Genomic DNA, 18,493 nt, shown 5'->3' on the forward strand with positions numbered 1-18,493 from the left:
TTTGTCCGCGCGGCCCGATGCTGCGGCAGCACGCGCAACCCGGCCCTGCGGCATTCCGGCTTTTCCTCGGCCCCGAACCTGCTAAACCGTTGCAAACGATCCGGAGATGCCCATGGCCGAGACATTCCGCCTCACCCTCGCGCAATTGAACCCCACGGTGGGGGCGTTTGACGCCAATACCGCCAAAGCCCGCGCCGCCTGGGAGGCGGGCCGCGCAGCGGGGGCCGATTTCGTGGCGCTGCCCGAGATGTTCCTGACCGGCTATCAGACGCAGGATCTGGTGATGAAGCCTGCCTTTGCCGCCGATGCCATGGCGCGGATCGAGGCGCTGGCGGCAGAGCTGACCGGGGGGCCGGCGCTGGGCATCGGCGCGCCCTACCGGGATGAGAGCGGGCTTTACAACGCCTATTTCATCCTGAAGGACGGCAAGATCCTTGCGCGGATGCTGAAGCACAACCTGCCGAATGACGATGTGTTCGACGAGGTGCGGCTGTTCAAATCCGGGCCGATTTCCGGCCCCTACCGCCTCGGGCCGCTGATCATCGGCTCGCCCGTCTGCGAGGATGCCTGGCACCCGGAAGTGGCGGAAACCCTGCAGGAAACCGGCGCCGAGATCCTGTTCGTGCCCAATGGCTCGCCCTACCGGCGGCAAAAGCTGGAGCTGCGGCAGAATGTGACCGTGGCACGGGTAATCGAAACCGGGCTGCCGCTGATCTACCTGAATGCGGTCGGCGGCCAGGACGATCAGCTCTTTGACGGGGCGAGCTTCGCGCTGAATCCTGGCGGCGAGCTGGCGCTGCAATTGCCGCCCTTCGAGGAGGTGATCGAGCATCTCGACCTCGAAAAACGCCCCGAAGGCTGGCGCATCCTGCCCGGCCGCCGTGATCTGCAGCCGGATGACTGGCAGCAGGATTACCATGCGATGGTGCTCGGCCTGCGCGACTACCTGCAGAAATCCGGGTTTTCCAAAGTGCTCCTTGGCATGTCGGGCGGCATCGATTCCGCGCTGGTGGCGACGATTGCCGCCGATGCCATCGGCCCCGGGAATGTCCGCTGCGTGATGCTGCCCTCGGAATTCACCTCCGCGCATTCGCTGGAGGATGCCACCGATTGCGCCGCCCGCCTTGGCACCCGCATCGACACCCTGCCCATCGAGGGCCCCCGCGCGGCGGTCGAGGCGGCGCTTGCGCCGCTGATGGCGGGCACCAAGCCCGACGTCACCGAAGAAAACCTGCAATCGCGGCTGCGCGGCCTTCTCCTGATGGCGCTGTCGAACAAATTCGGCGAGATGCTGCTGACCACCGGCAATAAATCCGAAATGGCCGTGGGCTATTGCACGATCTATGGCGATATGTCGGGCGGCTATAACCCGCTGAAAGACCTCTACAAGACCCGGGTCTTTGAAACCTGCCGCTGGCGCAACACCCATCACTTGCCCTGGATGCTGGCCCCGCAAGGCGAAGTCATCCCGCCGCGCATCATCGACAAACCCCCCAGCGCGGAACTGCGCGCCGACCAGAAAGACGAGGACAGCCTGCCCCCCTATGAGGTGCTGGACGCGATCCTCGAACGCCTCGTCGAACAGGAACAATCGGTGGCCGAGATCGTGGCTTCAGGCTTTGACCGTGCCACGGTGAAACGCATTGAGCATCTCCTCTACATCAGCGAGTGGAAGCGCTTCCAATCCGCCCCCGGCCCCCGGCTGACCACCCGCGCCTTCTGGCTCGACCGCCGCTATCCGATCGTCAACCGCTGGCGCGATTCCAGCTGAGGCTTTGCCTGATCTGAAATATCCCGGGGGGAGGCCGCAGGCCGGGGGGCAGCGCCCCCCTTCCTACATCTGTGCCACCACACAATCCGGCAAGATGCGCGCCACATCCGCGCCCTGACAAAGCTCAGTTGCCTCGGTCATCACCGCCGCCGCCGCTGCCGCCGTCCCCTGCCGCAGCGCGCCGGGCAGATCCGAACCCTGCGCGAGGGCAAGGGTGAACCCCGCCATGAAACTGTCGCCCGCGCCGACTTTTGAGCGCACCGGCACCACCGGCGGGCGGCAGTGCCAGCGCCCCTTGTCCGAGACCGCAACTGACCCCTCGGCCCCCCGCGCAATCACCACCACCTGCGCAAGGCCCGCCGCCACCAATGTCGCGGCGAAGGTGGCGGTTTCGGCAAGGGCGGGCAAGGCGCGTCCCGCCAGCGTCTCTGCTTCGGTGTCATCCATGCGCAAGACCGCGATCCCCGGCGCAGGCCTCTCGCGCAGATGCGCCAGCGCCGGGCCGGAGGTGTCAAGCAGCAAGGCGGCGCCGCGCGCCTGTGCCAAAGCGGCCAGCGCTGCGGGGAAATCCTGGGGCACCCCGGGCGGCTGGCTGCCCGAAAGCACCACAAAGGCAGAGGCATCCGCCAGCGCCAGACCGGGGCGCGCGCCGGGCGCCGCCATTTGAGCGGAGAGGGGGGCCGCTGCGGCGGGCGGCGCTGCAGGACAGGTTTCGGGGGGCAGCAGGCCGGCAATCGCCTGCAGGGCCGCCGCTGTATCCTTGGCCTGCCACATCGGCCCTGGCATCACAAAGCGGTATTGCTGCCCGCTCGCCTCCTCGGTCACCGTCAGCGATTGCCGGGTCGGGCCGGGCGCGGGAAACGCCGCCACTTTGATTTCTGTCTGCCCCAGCAGGGCGGCGATTTCCGCCCCCGCAGGCCCCGCCAGCGCGACAAAGGCGGTCGAGGTCCCGCCCATCCGCAGCAGCGCCCGGCTGATGTTGATGCCCCCGCCGCCGGGGTCGCTGTGCGGCGCGGTGCAGCGCAACTTCACCTCGGCGGTGACCTGCGGCGTCGTGCTGGCCAGATCGAGCGCGGGGTTCAGCGTGAGGGTCAGGATCGGGCGCATCGGTGTCTCTCCTGCCGGATGGCGGGCGGGCTTGCGGGACCGGGCGGGGCGCGCCGGGCCCTCAACGGGGGCGCAAAGCGGCGGCCCGGCGGTGGGACGGCTGCCACCAGTGTGACACGTCGGGCGCGGCGCTCCAAGGGCTCCTGTGCCGGGGTGTTTGGGGTGTCGGCGGGCCGTCGGGGCATCCCGGGTGGAGATCCGGCATGGCAGGCGCCTGGATGGGGCATGGCGGGGGACGCCGCGTGTGACAGAAAGCGCCGCGGATGTTTCACCCTTGAAACACAGGGGTGCGGCGGCATGTCGCAGCCTGTCAGACCGGGACATGCGGCGCGCGTAATCTGTCCTTAAGCCCGTTCTGCAAGGGTCACGACCATGTAATGAGGAGCGTTTGATGATTCCCGAAGCCAATGACCCGCGTTGGTCCCGCGTGCTGACCAGCGAAAGTGACCTGAGTGCTGCCTCCCTCGCCACCCGCATCCTTGTGACGCGTTTGCGGCGTGAGGTGAAGTCGGCGCCCGCCGTGCTGTCCTCGAAAATCGGTGAGCTGCGCGACTTCGTCGGCAAGAACACCTTTGCGCATGCCGATGTGGCGCGCTTCTGACCCTGTTCATCTGAGGAGAGACCCATGAAGAATGAAATGTTGACGGTCGCGGAAGCGGCAGAGCGGATCACCTCGGGCGCCGTGATGGCGATTGCCGGGGCAGAGGAGCTGCTGGCAGGTCTGCCGCGCGGCCGCTGGATCGGCGGTACCTCGGTCTATTTCGTGACCGAAACCGGCGGCGCGGTGGTCCGCGACCGGTTGTTCTGCACGACCTTCCCGGAAGCCACCGATGCGACGGCACGCCATGTGGATGTGGCGGGCCTGCCGGGCCTCGCCTCGGGCTATCACCCACATGGCTTCACGATGATCATGATCCCGGCCTTCTCGACCGCGCATTCGGATTTCGCGGTGCATGGCCAGGAATATGACGGCCTGTTCAACCAGCCGCTTCTGGGCTGGATCACCGGCGTGCATCTGGAAGATGTGGGCAAATGCGCCCCGATGGTCTTTGATGGCGCGACCGGGATTGGCTATGACGAAGGCGCGGTGCTGTTGCATGTGGCGCTGCCGGCGGAAGCCAGCATCGACCTTGATATCCTGAACATCTTTGCGCAGGGCGACGCCGAAGAGCACCGCTTTGTCTTTTCGGACAACGGCTTCTCGACGAAGACGGCCACGGTCGGCGGCACCCCGGTGGATCTGGCTAAATACATCGCGGAGAAAGGCATCGACACCCGCCTGCCGCTGGTGGCCAACTATGCCGGGGCGCTGGTCAATGTCTCGATCCAGTCGATTGATGCCGAGACCGGCGAAGTGAAGTTCTACGCGCCGATCGTGGCGGGCGTGGAATACCGCCTCGCGGGCGCGCTCGGCAGCTATGCCGAGGCCTTTGCCAAGGGCACGGACGGCGCGGGCGAGGGGCAGTATTCGTGCAACTGCATCCTGAACTACCTCTATGGCGATCTGGAGGGCAAAAAGACCGGTAAATTCACCGGGCCGGTCACCTTCGGCGAAATCGCCTATATCCTGCTGAACCAGACCATGGTGCGCATGGACATTGGCACCGCTGCCTGATCGGGCACGCAACACTGTCGGTAAAGGGGGCGTTTTCGCCCCCTTTTTCATGCCTGCCTGCCCTTTTTATGCCCGCCGGCCGGCGCCGTGGGACCGTGGCGCGGTCTCAGGTCCACCATTCATCAATGGCGGCAATCTCGTCATCCGACCAGCCGAAATGATGGGCGAGTTCATGCACATAGACATGCGCCACCAGCGCCTCGAGCGCGATATCGCCCCGGTCCGCCCATTCATCGAGGATCGGCCGGCGAAAGAGCCGGATCGTGTCGGGCGCCGTCGGCATGTCCATCACCGACTTTTCCGGCAGCGGGATGCCTTCATAGACGCCGGTCAGCTCGAACGGGTCCTCGATCTGCATCTCGGCGAGCAGGGCGGGCTCGGCGAAATCCTCGACGATCAGCGCCACGCTGGCCGCCGCCGGCGCAAAGGCCGCGGGCAGGGCCGCGCGGGCCGCCAGCGCCATCTCGGTCATATCGTCCAGTGTGGGGGCACAAACCCCGTTCCATTCCGGCATTGCATGGCCCTCCTGCAGCCCCAGATATGGACAAAAGCCCCGCCTTGTGAAAGAGCGAAGGCAACAGGAGAACCCCGATGACCACCATCACCCGTTTCGCCCCTTCGCCCACCGGTTACATCCATGTGGGCAACCTGCGCACCGCGCTGTTCAACTATCTGATCGCCCGCAAATCCGGCGGCCAGTTCATCCTGCGTCTGGACGACACCGACCGTGAGCGCTCCAAGCAGGAATATGTCGATGCGCTGATGCAGGATCTGGAATGGCTGGGCCTGACCTGGGACAAGGTCGAGCGGCAATCGCTGCGGCTGGAGCGCTATGCCGAACAGGCAGAAGTGCTGAAAGCCGCGGGCCGGTTCTATGAATGCTTTGAGACGCCGACCGAGCTCGACCTCAAGCGCAAGAAACAGCTGAACATGGGCAAGCCGCCGGTCTATGACCGCTCGAGCCTGCATCTGAGCGAAGAGGAGCGCGCCAAAATGCGCGCCGAGGGCCGCGATGGCTATTGGCGGTTCCAGCTGAACCAGACCCGCATCGAATGGCCCGACGGCATTCTGGGCGACATCTCGATTGATGCGGGCTCGGTCTCGGACCCGGTGCTGATCCGGGCCGATGGGCAGGTGCTTTATACCTTCGCCTCTTCGGTGGATGATGTGGATATGGGCGTGACCCATATCGTGCGCGGCGCGGACCATGTCACCAACACCGCGACGCAGATCCAGATCATGGAAGCCATGGGTGGCACGCCGCCGCGCTTTGCCCACCACAGCCTGCTGACCGGGCCGGGCGGCGAGGAGCTGTCGAAACGTCTGGGCACCCTGTCGCTGCGCGATTTGCGCGCCCGCGGGATTGCACCCGAGGCTTTGCTGAGCCTGATGGCGCGGCTGGGGTCGAGCCAGCCGGTGGAACTGCGGATGACGCTGGATGAGATCGCCGAGGGCTTTGACATCAGCCAGTTTGGCGCCGCGCCCACGAAATTCGACGCCGAGGATCTGGTGCCGCTGACGCGCGAGCGCAACCAGCAGCTGCCTTTCACGGCGGTGGAAAGCCGGATCCATGCTCTCGGCGTGCCCGCGGCCATGGCCGAGAAATTCTGGCATGTCGCCTCGAAGAACATCGACACGCTGGAGGATCTGAAGCATTGGGCCGAGCTGGTGCTCGACGGTGCCGAGCCGGTGATCGATGCGGAAGATGCGGAATTTGTGCAGACCGCCTTGTCGCTTCTGCCCGAGGCGCCGTTCACCGAGACGAGCTGGTCGGAATGGACGGCTGTGGTGAAGGCGGAAACTGGGCGCAAGGGCAAGGGGCTGTTCATGCCGCTGCGCAAGGCGCTGACGGGCCAGGCACATGGGCCGGACATGGGCGATCTGATGCCCTTGTTGCAAAAGGTCCGCGCCAAGGGCTGAGGCTTGGGCCGGGTTCCGCCCGGTCGCGGACGGAGGGGCGGGGCGCTGCCCCGTGCCCCGGGATATTTTGAACGAAGCAAGGGGTGGGGCGTGGGCTCTGCCCCTTTGCTGTTACAGGCCCCAGATATGGGCTTCGGCGATCTCGACCGAATTGCCCGCCGGGTCGCGCAGATAGAGCGAGCGGCCGCCGCCGGGCCAGTGGTGTTCATGTTCGAGGGGGATGTGGGCTTGGGTGAGGGCGTCGCGCCAGGCGTCAAGCTCGGCGGCGGTTTCGGCGCGAAAGCAGATATGGCCGGGGCCCCGCGCGCCATGCGCCGGGATGTCGCCCTGTTGCGCCGGGTCTGAGGCGGGGCCGGGGGCGAAGATCAGCAGCATCTGGCTGCCGCAGCGCAGGAAGTTGAAGCGGCCGGACAGGGCGCGGATCTCGGTCAGGCCGAAATGCCGGGTGTAAAAGGTGGCGCAGGCCTGTGGATCCTCGGCGTAGAGGACGGTTTCGAGAATGGCGGTGGGGTGCATGGGGCCTCTCCTTTTGCGCCAGCTTAGGCGGGCGGGCGCGCCTTGTCATCCGGGTGGGGCTTCGCGCTTTGCCCGCCGATGCGGCAGGCGCGGGTGGTTTTGACGCGGGCGTTTGTCGTATTTGTCACGAAAGCGTCGATTCTGATTTTGCTCTCTTGTCAGACCCCCGGCGGCCGGGCTATCGGTGAGGGGTCAGAATCGGGAGAAGCTGGGTTTTCGGATCCAGTGCCGAAGGAGCAACCGCCCCGGTAAACTCTCAGGCAAAAGGACCGTTCTGACAGAAGGACTCTGGAGAGTGATGCCGTGGCATCCGCCGAAGGGATAACGATCTCAGGCGCCCCATCGCGGGTAGGGACAGAGGGGGCATCGGGGAGGACGGGCGCAGCCTGTCCGGGAAACGATGCCGGACGTCCGGCAGATCAGAGGAGGGCGGCAATGGCCGACCTGTTGCGGACGGGTCTTTACGACCTGCATCTGTCCTTGGGTGCCAAGATGGTGCCCTTTGCCGGCTATGAAATGCCGGTGCAATATCCGATGGGCGTGCTGAAAGAGCATCTGCACACCCGCACGGCCGCCGGGCTGTTTGACGTGAGCCATATGGGGCAGGTGATCCTGCGCGCGCCCTCGGGGCTGGCCGCCGATGCCGCGCGGGCGCTGGAGGCGCTGGTGCCGGTCGATCTGATCGGGCTGGCGGCGGGGCGGCAGCGCTATGCGCTGTTCACCAATGCCACGGGCGGTATTCTCGACGATCTGATGGTGGCCAATCGCGGCGATCACCTCTTCCTCGTGGTCAACGCCGCCTGCAAGGGCACGGATGTGGCGCATCTGCGCGCGCATCTGGGCATCGAGGTGACCGAGATCACCGACCGCGCGCTCTTGGCGCTGCAAGGGCCGGGGGCCGAGGCGGCGCTGGCGGCGCTGGTGCCCGGTGTCGCAGCGATGCGCTTCATGGATCAGGCCATTTTCGACTGGCAGGGGGCGGAGCTCTGGATCTCGCGCTCGGGCTATACCGGCGAGGATGGCTTCGAGATTTCGGTGCCCGAGGCGCGGGCGACCGGGTTGGCAGAGGCGCTCTTGGCCCAGGACGGCGTGGCGCCGATTGGTCTGGGCGCGCGGGACAGTTTGCGGCTGGAGGCAGGGCTGTGCCTTTATGGCCATGACATCGACACCACCACCAGTCCGGTGGAGGCGGCGCTGGTCTGGGCGATGCAAAAGGCACGCCGCGCCGGGGGCGACCGCGAAGGCGGCTTTCCGGGCGCCGAAGTGATCTTGCGGCAATTGGCCGAGGGCGTTGCGCGCCGCCGCGTCGGGCTATTGCCCGAGGGGCGGGCGCCGATGCGCGAAGGCGTTGAGATTTATGCGGCGCCCGAAGGCGGCGCGCCGATTGGCGTGATCACCTCGGGCGGTTTTGGCCCCTCGGTCGGCGCGCCGGTTGCGATGGGCTATCTGCCCGCCGATCTGCCGGATGGCAGCCTTGTTTACGGCGATGTGCGCGGCAAACGTCTGCCCGTGCGCCTCGCCCCGATGCCGTTTCACCCCACAACCTACAAGCGCTGAGGAGCGTTCCGATGAAATATACCGAAGAGCATGAATGGCTGCGCGTTGAGGGTGACCTCGTGGTGGTTGGCATCACCGAACATGCCAGCGAAGCGCTGGGCGATGTGGTGTTTGTCGAACTGCCGGAAGTGGAGACGCAGGTCGCCAAGGGCGATGAGATCGTGGTGATCGAAAGCGTCAAGGCCGCCTCCGACATCCTGGCGCCGCTGGACGGTGAGATTGTCGAAGTGAATGACGCTTTGGCCGATAATCCGGCTTTGGTGAACGAAGATCCGTTGGGTGCGGGCTGGTTCTTCAAGATGAAGGTGACCGATATGTCCGAGCTGGACGGCCTTCTGGACGAAGACGCCTATCAAGACCTGATCGGGTGAGCGCCCGCCGGGTTGCCCCGCCCGCGCGGCGCGACCCGGCCCCTGTTCATTCAGCCTGCACGGATGCCCCGCCTTTGGCAGGGGCCTGAAAACTGATGTCTGACGGGCCTTTGACGGGCCCTGTGGAACCCCTCTTGGCACGCCAATCCGGAACCCTGACCATGAGCTATGCGCCCACCGCCTATGACACCTATGATTTCGCCAACCGCCGCCATATCGGCCCCAGCCCCTCGGAAATGGCCGAGATGCTCAAGGCCGTGGGCGTCGAGAGCCTCGATCAGCTGATCGCCGAGACGGTGCCCGCCGCGATCCGGCAGGCGACGCCGCTCAGCTGGGCGCCGCTGACCGAGCATGCGCTGATTGCGAAAATGCGCGAGGTGGCGGCGAAGAACCGGGTGATGACCAGCCTGATCGGTCAGGGCTATTACGGCACGGTCACCCCGCCCGCCATCCAGCGGAATATTCTGGAAAATCCGGCCTGGTACACCGCCTATACCCCCTATCAGCCCGAGATTGCGCAGGGGCGGCTGGAGGCTTTGCTGAACTTCCAGACCATGGTCAGCGATCTGACCGGCCTGCCGGTGGCCAATGCGAGCCTTCTGGATGAGGCGACGGCGGCGGCCGAAGCGATGGCCATGGCCGAGCGGGTGGCAAAATCCAAGGCGCGCGCCTTCTTTGTCGATGAGAACTGCCATCCGCAGACGATTGCGGTGATCCGCACCCGGGCTTTGCCCTTGGGGATTGAGGTCGTGGTGGGGGCGCCCGCAGCGCTGGTGGCCGAAGAGGTCTTTGGCGCGATCTTCCAATATCCCGGCACCTATGGCGATGTGGTCGATTTCACCGATCAGATTGCGGCTTTGCATGCGGCAAAGGCCGTCGCGGTGGTGGCGACCGATCTGCTGGCGCTCTGCCTTTTGAAAGAGCCGGGCGCGATGGGGGCGGATATCGCCGTGGGGTCGGCGCAGCGCTTTGGCGTGCCGATGGGCTATGGCGGCCCGCATGCGGCCTTCATGTCTTGCCGCGACGAGTTCAAACGCTCGATGCCGGGCCGGATTGTCGGCGTGTCGATCGATGCGCGGGGCGGCCGCGCCTACCGGTTGTCTCTGCAAACGCGCGAGCAGCATATCCGCCGCGAAAAGGCCACCTCCAACGTCTGCACAGCGCAGGCGCTTCTGGCGGTGATGGCCTCGTTCTATGCGGTGTTCCACGGGCCGGTGGGCCTGCGGGCCATTGCCGAGCGGGTGCATTTCAACGCGGTGCGTCTGGCCCGGGCGCTGGCTGAAGCGGGGGCGAAAGTGGCCCCGGCGGCCTTCTTTGACACGATCACCGTGGAGGTGGGCGTCGGCCAGCAGGGCATCATGGCCGCCGCGCGCCATCGTGGCATCAACTTCCGCAAGGTGGGCCGCGACCGGGTGGGCATCTCAGTCGATGAGCTGACGGATGATGCGGTGATCGCCCGCGTGCTCGACGCCTTCGGGATCGAGGCCCCGGAAGCGCCGGTCCCGGCGCTGGGGTTCCCCGACGCGCTTCTGCGGCAGTCGGCCTATCTGACGCATCCGGTCTTTCACATGAACCGGGCGGAATCCGAGATGATGCGCTATATGCGCCGCCTGTCGGACCGCGATCTGGCGCTGGACCGGGCGATGATCCCGCTTGGCTCCTGCACGATGAAGCTGAACGCCGCCGCCGAGATGATGCCGATCACCTGGCCGGAATTTGGCTCGCTGCATCCTTTCGCGCCGCATAATCAGGCCGAGGGCTATCATGAGGCGATCCGCGATCTGACCGAAAAGCTCTGTGAAATCACCGGCTATGACGCGTTTTCGCTGCAGCCCAACTCGGGCGCGCAGGGGGAATATGCGGGGCTCTTGACCATCTCGGCCTATCACCGTGCGCGTGGCGATCATCAGCGCAATGTCTGTCTGATCCCGGTCTCGGCGCATGGCACCAACCCGGCCTCGGCGCAGATGGCGGGGATGAAGGTTGTGGTGGTGAAATCCACCGCCAACGGTGATGTCGATCTGGAGGATTTCCGCGAAAAGGCGGCGGCGGCGGGCGATACGTTGGCGGCCTGCATGATCACCTATCCCTCGACCCATGGCGTGTTTGAAGAGACGGTGCGCGAAGTCTGCGACATCACCCATGAATTTGGCGGCCAGGTCTATATGGACGGCGCCAATATGAACGCGATGGTCGGGCTGGTGAAGCCGGGGCGGATCGGTTCGGATGTGTCGCACCTCAACCTGCACAAGACCTTTGCCATCCCGCATGGCGGCGGCGGCCCGGGCATGGGGCCGATCGGAGTGAAAGAGCATCTGGCGCCCTATCTGCCGGGGCATCCGGAAACGGGTGGCGCGGAAGGGCCGGTGAGTGCGGCACCCTATGGCTCGGCCTCGATCCTGCTGATTTCCTGGGCTTATTGCCTGATGATGGGCGGGGCCGGGCTGACGCAGGCGACGAAGGTGGCGATTTTGAACGCCAACTACATCGCCGCGCGGCTGAAGGGGGCCTATCCGGTCCTGTTCATGGGTAATCGCGGCCGGGTGGCGCATGAATGCATCCTCGACACCCGGCCCTTTGCCGAAGCCGGGATTTCGGTGGATGATATCGCCAAGCGTTTGATCGACAACGGTTTCCACGCGCCGACCATGTCCTGGCCGGTGGCGGGGACGCTGATGGTCGAGCCGACCGAAAGCGAAACCAAGGCCGAGATCGACCGCTTTATCACCGCACTGCTCGCGATCCGCGAGGAGATTGCAGCGGTGGAGCGTGGCGAGATTGCCGCCGATCAAAGCCCGCTGCATTTCGCGCCGCATACGGTTGAGGATCTGGTGGCCGACTGGGACCGCGCCTACAGCCGTGAGGCGGGCTGCTTCCCGCCGGGCGCTTTCCGCGTCGACAAATACTGGCCGCCGGTCGGCCGCGTCGACAACGTCTACGGCGACCGGACGCTGGTCTGCACCTGCCCGCCGATTGAGAGCTATATGTAAGCTCAGCCGGGATCGCCGGTGGCGGCCTGCGCCTCCGGCGGGGATATTTGCGATCAGGCAAAGCGGAATTGCTGAGAAAAGGGCCGGGGCGGGGTTGTGATCCCGCCTCGGCCTCTCAATATATTCCGCAGATGGAATGTGAGGTGGGCGATGGCCTATGATGTGAAACTGATCTGTCTGTCCTGCGGTCAGGCGAACCGGGTGCCCGAGGACAGGCTGACGGCGGGGCCGAAATGTGGCAGCTGCGGCGCGGGGCTGGTGACGGGCAAGGTGGCCGAGATTGATGGCGGTGTGCTGAGCAAGGCCGCCGCCGCGGATGAACTGCCGCTTTTGGTGGATTTCTGGGCCCCCTGGTGCGGGCCTTGTCGGCAGATGGCCCCGGAATTTGTCAAGGCGGCGGGGATGTTGGCGCCCAAGGTGCGGCTGGCCAAGATTGACACCCAGGCGCATGGTTCGGTTTCGGGCCGCTACCGGATTCAGGGGATCCCGGCGTTTATTCTGTTCCATAAGGGGCGCGAAGTGGCGCGGCTGGCGGGGATGCGCCCGGCGGCGGATCTGGTCCGTTTCGTGCAGTCCAAGACCGCGGGCGGGCGTTGAGGAGAGCCTGCGCGAAATCCGGAGGCGGTGGCGTGGTGCGCTTGACAAGGCTTGATTCTTGCGCCAGAAACTGCCTCGGTCTGGGGCAGTAGCTCAGTTGGGAGAGCGCGTCGTTCGCAATGACGAGGTCAGGGGTTCGATCCCCCTCTGCTCCACCAGATCTTCCAGTTGAGACTGTGAATGCAAGAGAAAGCTCAGCCTCAAACTGAAGCTGTTTCTCCAATACTTCCCCCCTTTTGATTTCGGAACCTGCCGGAACGGCCCGCTATGGGGCGCGCTGCCAGAGCTGCGGCATCGAAAAGAGATTGTGTGCGCGCCTTGGCAGTCAAGATCCGGCGGCCCACCCGCCGGGCCGGAACCCTGCTGGCACAAAAGCCGATTTACCCCCAGCTTTTCGCGAAAGCGGCCGAGTTGTCCCCGAGAAACTGCTTTACAGCCTCCGGCTTTGGTACCACCATATGTTGTATGCTAAGCTGTGGATAACCCCGGCTCATGTGGATAGATCAAGCCCTTGGGGATAACTTGGGGTGCGGCAGGAGAGACGGCATGGCCTTGTCCGAGGACTTCCTTCACGGCGACGACCTTCACCCGATCGATCTGGTCGAGGTTCTGGCCGAGCATCATGAATGGGATTTCGACCGTGTCACCGAAGACCAGATCGCCATGGCGGTCGAGGGGCAGTGGCGCAATTACTCGATCACGCTGGCCTGGTCGGCGCAGGATGAAACGCTGCGGCTGATCTCCACCTTCGAGATGGATCCGCCGGCGGACCGGATGCCTGCGCTGCATGATCTTTTGAACCGGGTGAACGATCAGGTCTGGACCGGCGCTTTCAGCTATTGGGCCGAACATCGGATGATGGTCTGGCGCTATGGCCTGTTGCTCTCGGGCGGCATGGTGGCGGGGCCGGAGCAGATCGACCAGATGATCAGCCAGGCGGTGGCCACGGCCGAACGCTTCTATCCGGCCTTCCAACTCGCCTGTTGGGGCAATGATTCTCCGGCAGATGCGTTGAAGGTCGCCATTGCAGAGGCCTACGGTCGCGCATAACCTCTGCCCCGACAAAGCGAGGGCAGAGCATGGATTTTCAAGATATTTCGGCGCGCGGACTGGTTCTTCTGGGCTGTGGCAAGATGGGATCGGCGATGCTGGCGGGCTGGCTGGCGCGCGGGCTGGCGCCCTCTTCGGTCTATGTCCTGGACCCGCGTCCCTCCGACTGGCTGCTGGCGCAGGGGGTTGCGGTGAACGCCGCTTTGCCGTCGGCGCCTGCCGTGGTGCTGATCGCGGTCAAGCCGCAGATGATGGGCGATGCGCTGCCGCAACTGGCCGCGATGGGCGGCGGCGGGACGCTGTTTGTGACCGTGGCGGCGGGCACGACGATTGCCAGTTATGAGGCGGTTCTGGGCGCGACGACGCCGCTGATCCGCGCCATGCCGAACACACCGGCGGCGATTGGCCGTGGCATCACGGCAATCACCGGCAACGCGGCGGCCTCGGCGGCCCATCTCGACATGGCCGAGGGGCTGTTGTCAGCGGTGGGGCAGGTGGTGCGGCTGGAGGGAGAGCATCAGATGGACGCGGTCACGGCCGTCTCCGGCTCGGGCCCGGCCTATGTTTTCCACCTGATCGAAGCGCTGGCGGCGGCGGGCGAGGCGGAGGGCTTGTCGCCCGAGCTCGCACTGCATCTGGCACGGGCGACCGTGGCGGGCGCGGGTGCGCTGGCCGAGGAAAGCGATGAGGCGCCGGGGCAACTCCGGGTCAATGTCACCTCGCCGGGCGGCACCACGGCGGCGGCGCTGGCGGTGCTGATGGAGCCGGAAACCGGCTTTCCCGGCCTCTTGCAGCGGGCGGTGAAGGCCGCGGCCGATCGCGGGCGGGAACTCGGGAAATGATTGATTTCGATGACTTTCTGAAGGTCGATATTCGTGTGGGCCGTATCCTGCGCGCTGAACCCTTTCCGGAGGCGAAAAAGCCCGCCTATAAGCTTTGGATCGATTTCGGGCCGGAGATTGGCGAAAAGAAATCCTCGGCGCAGATCACCTTGCATTACACGCCCGAGACTTTGGTGGGGAGGCAGGTGATGGCGGTGGTGAACTTCCCGCCGCGCCAGATCGGCCCGGTGAAATCCGAGGTGCTGGTGCTGGGTGTGCCGGATGAGAACGGCGCGATTGTGCTGTTGCAGCCGGGGCAGGATGTGCCGCTGGGCGGCCGGATGCACTGAAAGGGCGCGCGATGAGGGTTTTTGTCACCCGGCAGATGACGGCACGGGTCGAGGCCGCCTTGGCGTCGGCGTTCGACTGTACCTTTCGCCGCGATCCTGCGGGGCTGACCCCGGCCGAAGCCGCGGCAGCGCTGGCGGATTATGACGCGGTGCTGCCGACGCTGGGGGATGCCTTCACCGCCGAGGCCTTTGCCGGGCCGGTACGGGCGCGGCTATTGGCGAATTTCGGGGTTGGCTACAATCATATCGACGTGGCGGCGGCGCGGGCGGCGGGGGTGGCGGTCTCCAACACCCCGGCGCCCGAGCTGACCGATGCCACCGCCGATCTGGCGATGACGCTTCTCCTGATGACAGCGCGGCGTGCGGGCGCGGGCGAGCGGTTGCTGCGCGCCGGGCAATGGACCGGCTGGCAGCCGACGCAGCTTTTGGGCGCGCATGTCAGCGGCAAGACCGTCTCGATCATCGGCATGGGGCGGATTGGCCGCGCGGTTGCCCGGCGCTGCCATCATGGCTTTGGCATGCGGGTGCAGTTCTTCAACCGCTCGCCGCTGGCCGATCCCGGCCTGCCCGCCGTGCAGATCGCCGATCTGCGGGCGGCGATGCAGGCGGATTTCGTGGTGATCGCCGTGCCGGGGGGCGCCGGGACCCGCAATCTGATTGATGCGGCGGCGCTGGCCGCGATGCCCGCTCATGGCTGTCTGATCAACATTGCCCGGGGCGATGTGGTGGACGAGGCGGCGCTGATCGCCGCGCTGGAGGCGGGATCCATCGCCGGGGCGGGGCTCGACGTCTATGCCCGCGAACCGGAGGTGCCCGCCGCGCTGATCGCACAGGAGCGGGCGACGCTCTTGCCGCATCTGGGCACGGCGGCGGAAGAAGTGCGCGATGCGATGGGGATGATGGCCTTTGACAACCTCCTCGCGCTGGCCGCCGGGCGGGATCTGCCCAATCCGGTTTAGGCGGCCCGCCGCCAGACCGGGAACTTCTGCGGGAACCCCGCTGTGCCGGTTGGCGTTCTCCCTGCGAAGCAACAATGCAGGAGATAAGCCATGAACTGGGATATCATCGAAGGCAAATGGACGCAGCTCAAAGGCTCCGTGAAGGAGAATTGGGGCGACCTGACCGACAATGACCTGACCGAGGTCGCGGGCAAACGCGACAAACTCGCGGGCAAGCTGCAAGAGCGCTACGGCTGGGCCAAAGACAAGGCCGAGCAGGAAGTCGACAACTACTTCAAAGACAAAGTCTGAGATTTCAGACCCCGTCTGCCCGGACGGAAAGGCGCCCTTCGGGGCGCCTTTTTCCGCTGCTGCGGCACCCGGGGCGCCTTAGTCGTTCCGCTCGCCCATCGCCAGACGCCAATGGCGGCGGCAGAGCGAGACATAGGTTTCATTGCCACCGATCTGCACCTGATCGCCCTCGGCCATCACCCGGCCCGCCGCGTCCTTGCGGATCACCATCGTCGCCTTCTTCCCGCAGTGGCAGATGGTGCGCACCTCGCGCATTTCATCGGCCAGCGCCAGCAGCGCCGCCGAGCCGGGGAAGAGATGCCCCTGAAAATCCACCCGCAGCCCGTAGCACATCACCGGCACATGCAGGTCATCCACCGCCCGCGCCAGCTGCCAGACCTGTGCGCGGCTGAGGAATTGCGCCTCATCCACGAAAACGCAGGCCAGCGTGTCCATCTCCAGCCGCCGACGGATCATCTGGAACAGATCGGTCTCGGTGCCGAACGTGTCGGCATCGGCGCCAATGCCAATGCGACTGGCGATCCGGCCGGGGCCCGCACGCTCGTCAAAGCGCGCGGTCAGCAGGTAGGTCTGCATGCCGCCTTCGGCATAGTTATAGGCAGCCTGCAAGAGATTGGTGCTCTTGCCGGCGTTCATCGTGGAATAGTGGAAATAGAGCTTGGCCATGGCGGCGGGAATACAGGCGCGCGCCGCGCAGAGCAAGATGGGCACGGGTCCCTGACGCCGCGATCCGATGCGGGCCATGGAAAAAGGGCGGCCCCGCAGGACCGCCCCTTTATCATTCTGCAGCCTGCATTACGCGGCGCGTTCGCCCTTCGGGCGGCGCGAGGCGCGCTTCGGCGGACGCGCACCGCCATCGGCTTTGGCTGCGTGCGGTTTGCCCTGGCGCTGACCCTGCGGCTTGCCCTGCGGTTTGCCGCCGCCAAAGCTCTTGCCGCCGCCATTGCCGCCACCCGGACGACGCCCGGCCGGCTTGCTCATGCCGCTGCCGGCACCTTCCGCATGCGGCTGACCGCCCACGACCGGGATCGGCTTTTTCATCATCTTTTCGATCGAGCGCAGATCGGCCATTTCCAGCGGTGCACAGAAGGCCACGGCCTTGCCATCACGGCCCGCACGCGCGGTACGGCCGATGCGGTGGACGTAGTTTTCCGGCACGTTCGGCAGATCGTAGTTATAGACATGCGCCACCTGCGGAATGTCGAGGCCACGGGCCGCGACATCGGTCGCCACCAGCACCTGGATCTCACTGGCGCGGAAAGCCGCCAGCGTACGCTCGCGCTGACCCTGGCTCTTGTTGCCGTGGATCGCGCCGACCGAGAAGCCCCAGCCGTCGAGCAGTTTCGCCAGCTTTTCCGACCCGTGTTTGGTGCGGTTGAAGATAATCGCCAGCTCGCCCGGATGCTTGCCCAGATATTCGGCAAGCAGGGTGGCCTTTTCGCCTTGGGTGGTAAAGTGGACGGCCTGCTCGATTTTCTCGGCGGCCTGCCCCGGAGGGGCGACCTGCACGCGGACCGGCTCTTTCAGATAGCTGTCGGCGAGTTCCGACATCAGCTTCGGCATCGTGGCCGAGAACAAAAGCGTCTGACGGTTCTCCGGCAGCATCCGCGCGATTTTGCGCAAGGCGTGGATAAAGCCGATGTCCAGCATCTGGTCGGCCTCATCCAGCACCAGATAGGTGGTCTCGGACAGGGTCAGCGCGCGACGGTCAAGCAGGTCGAGCAGACGGCCGGGGGTGGCGATCAGCACGTCAACGCCGCGCGCCAGACGTTCGGATTGCACGTTGATCGAGGCACCGCCCACCACGCGGAACACGCGGATCGGCGAACCTTGGGCGAAAGCGGTGATGTTGTCGGCGATTTGCGTCGCCAGTTCGCGGGTCGGCGCCAGGATCAGCGCGCGCACGGTTTTCGGCGCCGGGCGTTTGCCAAAGGCGATGAGACGGGTCAGCATCGGCAGGCCGAAAGCGGCGGTTTTGCCGGTGCCGGTCTGGGCGAGGCCCAAGAGGTCGCGGCCTTCCACGATATGCGGAATGGCCTGGGCCTGAATCGGGGTGGGTTTGGTCAGACCCAGCGCGGCCAGATTGCCGAGCACGAGGGGCGAGAGGCCCAGATTGTCGAAATTTTCCAAAAGACGTCTTTCATGAAGCCCATCAACGGGCATATGGCCCAGCAAGGGGCCGAAAAGGATCATAGCCCCGGACCGCGCAGGGGCGGCCAGAGCAGTCGGGCGGGGCGCAGATCACTGATCTGCTGGACCCCCGCGTGACATGGGAACCTGATTGGCCGGGTCTGGCGGGAGGGTCAGACCCCTTCAGGGGCCCCACCTTCTGGCGCAGCTGCTCACGCGGCAGCGGACGTCGGCTGCAGTCGATATGAGGGAGGGGGCGCGAAATGTCAAGGCTGCTGCTTCTTTCGCGCCCCAAGGACCGGCCGACTGGGGGGAAGGCCAATCCCTGTCCATTTTGCGGCCCCGGCAGGCGGAGTCGCTGGTCGTTTGCATGGATGCCCAAAATTCAGGCACATTTTATGAGCCGCCCGGCATCTGCACGCCGGTCGGTGAGCCGCCAAGCGGCAAA

The 18,493-nt window shown here is 65.6% G+C and carries 18 protein-coding genes, 1 tRNA gene and 1 riboswitch; of the genes, 14 read left to right on the plus strand and 5 right to left on the minus strand.

Going from position 1 to position 18,493, the window contains the following annotated elements:
• Positions 1 to 112 precede the first annotated feature (112 nt).
• Complete coding sequence (locus tag ACEN2S_RS07855) at positions 113 to 1,771, plus strand: NAD+ synthase (RefSeq protein WP_441864609.1); 1,659 nt, start codon at positions 113 to 115, stop codon at positions 1,769 to 1,771.
• A gap of 63 nt (positions 1,772 to 1,834) precedes the next feature.
• Here ACEN2S_RS07855 and ACEN2S_RS07860 read toward each other — a convergent pair whose 3' ends face one another.
• Positions 1,835 to 2,878, minus strand: coding sequence for a 1-phosphofructokinase family hexose kinase (locus tag ACEN2S_RS07860; protein WP_441864612.1), 1,044 nt, complete (start codon positions 2,876 to 2,878; stop codon positions 1,835 to 1,837).
• Between the two features lie 391 nt (positions 2,879 to 3,269).
• On the opposite strand from ACEN2S_RS07860, the gene ACEN2S_RS07865 reads away from it, so the two are divergent.
• Together ACEN2S_RS07865 and ACEN2S_RS07870 are read left to right on the plus strand one after the other, a co-directional pair.
• Entirely contained in the window at positions 3,270 to 3,479 is a 210-nt protein-coding gene (locus ACEN2S_RS07865) for a hypothetical protein (protein ID WP_441864615.1), read from the plus strand.
• A 24-nt stretch (positions 3,480 to 3,503) separates the two neighbouring features.
• Entirely contained in the window at positions 3,504 to 4,493 is a 990-nt protein-coding gene (locus ACEN2S_RS07870; protein WP_441864618.1) for a DUF6976 family protein, read from the plus strand.
• Positions 4,494 to 4,599: 106 nt separating this feature from the next.
• Here ACEN2S_RS07870 and ACEN2S_RS07875 read toward each other — a convergent pair whose 3' ends face one another.
• Positions 4,600 to 5,007: a metallopeptidase family protein gene (locus ACEN2S_RS07875; protein ID WP_441864621.1), complete on the minus strand. Its 408-nt coding sequence runs from the start codon at positions 5,005 to 5,007 to the stop codon at positions 4,600 to 4,602.
• A gap of 77 nt (positions 5,008 to 5,084) precedes the next feature.
• On the opposite strand from ACEN2S_RS07875, the gene gltX reads away from it, so the two are divergent.
• A complete protein-coding gene (gltX, locus tag ACEN2S_RS07880; RefSeq protein ID WP_441864624.1) occupies positions 5,085 to 6,413 on the plus strand; it encodes a glutamate--tRNA ligase in 1,329 nt (442 codons plus the stop codon).
• Positions 6,414 to 6,524: 111 nt separating this feature from the next.
• Here gltX and ACEN2S_RS07885 read toward each other — a convergent pair whose 3' ends face one another.
• Positions 6,525 to 6,929 carry a VOC family protein gene (locus ACEN2S_RS07885; RefSeq protein WP_441864626.1) on the minus strand — a complete coding sequence of 135 codons (405 nt, stop codon included), beginning with the start codon at positions 6,927 to 6,929 and terminating at the stop codon, positions 6,525 to 6,527.
• A 189-nt stretch (positions 6,930 to 7,118) separates the two neighbouring features.
• Positions 7,119 to 7,210, plus strand: a riboswitch (glycine riboswitch).
• A gap of 154 nt (positions 7,211 to 7,364) precedes the next feature.
• Here ACEN2S_RS07885 and gcvT point away from each other — a divergent pair.
• The 10 genes from gcvT (at position 7,365) to ACEN2S_RS07935 (ending at position 15,915) form a co-directional block, all read left to right on the plus strand.
• The gene (gcvT, locus tag ACEN2S_RS07890) at positions 7,365 to 8,486 is read left to right on the plus strand and encodes a glycine cleavage system aminomethyltransferase GcvT (protein WP_441864628.1); all 1,122 of its coding nucleotides are present in this window, start codon (positions 7,365 to 7,367) and stop codon (positions 8,484 to 8,486) included.
• Positions 8,487 to 8,497: 11 nt separating this feature from the next.
• Entirely contained in the window at positions 8,498 to 8,857 is a 360-nt protein-coding gene (gene gcvH, locus ACEN2S_RS07895; RefSeq protein ID WP_441864630.1) for a glycine cleavage system protein GcvH, read from the plus strand.
• 161 nt (positions 8,858 to 9,018) lie between these two features.
• Positions 9,019 to 11,847, plus strand: coding sequence for an aminomethyl-transferring glycine dehydrogenase (gene gcvP, locus ACEN2S_RS07900; protein WP_441864632.1), 2,829 nt, complete (start codon positions 9,019 to 9,021; stop codon positions 11,845 to 11,847).
• A 150-nt stretch (positions 11,848 to 11,997) separates the two neighbouring features.
• On the plus strand, positions 11,998 to 12,444 hold the full coding sequence (locus ACEN2S_RS07905; protein WP_441864635.1) for a thioredoxin domain-containing protein: 447 nt from the start codon (positions 11,998 to 12,000) through the stop codon (positions 12,442 to 12,444).
• Positions 12,445 to 12,526: 82 nt separating this feature from the next.
• A tRNA-Ala gene (locus ACEN2S_RS07910) sits at positions 12,527 to 12,602 on the plus strand.
• A 388-nt stretch (positions 12,603 to 12,990) separates the two neighbouring features.
• Entirely contained in the window at positions 12,991 to 13,494 is a 504-nt protein-coding gene (locus tag ACEN2S_RS07915) for a YbjN domain-containing protein (protein WP_441864638.1), read from the plus strand.
• A 29-nt stretch (positions 13,495 to 13,523) separates the two neighbouring features.
• The gene (proC, locus tag ACEN2S_RS07920; RefSeq protein WP_441864641.1) at positions 13,524 to 14,336 is read left to right on the plus strand and encodes a pyrroline-5-carboxylate reductase; all 813 of its coding nucleotides are present in this window, start codon (positions 13,524 to 13,526) and stop codon (positions 14,334 to 14,336) included.
• Entirely contained in the window at positions 14,333 to 14,665 is a 333-nt protein-coding gene (locus tag ACEN2S_RS07925; RefSeq protein ID WP_441864644.1) for a tRNA-binding protein, read from the plus strand. Before proC ends, ACEN2S_RS07925 begins: the two co-directional genes overlap by 4 nt.
• Positions 14,666 to 14,676: 11 nt before the next feature.
• The gene (locus ACEN2S_RS07930; protein WP_441864647.1) at positions 14,677 to 15,624 is read left to right on the plus strand and encodes an NAD(P)-dependent oxidoreductase; all 948 of its coding nucleotides are present in this window, start codon (positions 14,677 to 14,679) and stop codon (positions 15,622 to 15,624) included.
• A gap of 90 nt (positions 15,625 to 15,714) precedes the next feature.
• Positions 15,715 to 15,915 (plus strand): CsbD family protein, encoded by a 201-nt coding sequence (locus tag ACEN2S_RS07935; RefSeq protein WP_441864649.1) that lies wholly within the window; start codon positions 15,715 to 15,717, stop codon positions 15,913 to 15,915.
• A 78-nt stretch (positions 15,916 to 15,993) separates the two neighbouring features.
• Here the strand turns inward: ACEN2S_RS07935 and ACEN2S_RS07940 are convergent, their stop codons facing one another.
• Both ACEN2S_RS07940 and ACEN2S_RS07945 read right to left on the minus strand, forming a co-directional pair.
• Positions 15,994 to 16,581, minus strand: a complete 588-nt coding sequence (locus ACEN2S_RS07940; RefSeq protein WP_441864764.1) for a thymidine kinase — start codon at positions 16,579 to 16,581, stop codon at positions 15,994 to 15,996.
• A 129-nt stretch (positions 16,582 to 16,710) separates the two neighbouring features.
• Complete coding sequence (locus ACEN2S_RS07945) at positions 16,711 to 18,078, minus strand: DEAD/DEAH box helicase (protein ID WP_441864765.1); 1,368 nt, start codon at positions 18,076 to 18,078, stop codon at positions 16,711 to 16,713.
• Between the last annotated feature and the right edge of the window lie 415 nt (positions 18,079 to 18,493).

The organism is Phaeovulum sp. W22_SRMD_FR3 (assembly GCF_052113705.1).
Classification (GTDB): Bacteria; Pseudomonadota; Alphaproteobacteria; order Rhodobacterales; family Rhodobacteraceae; genus JBGQOG01.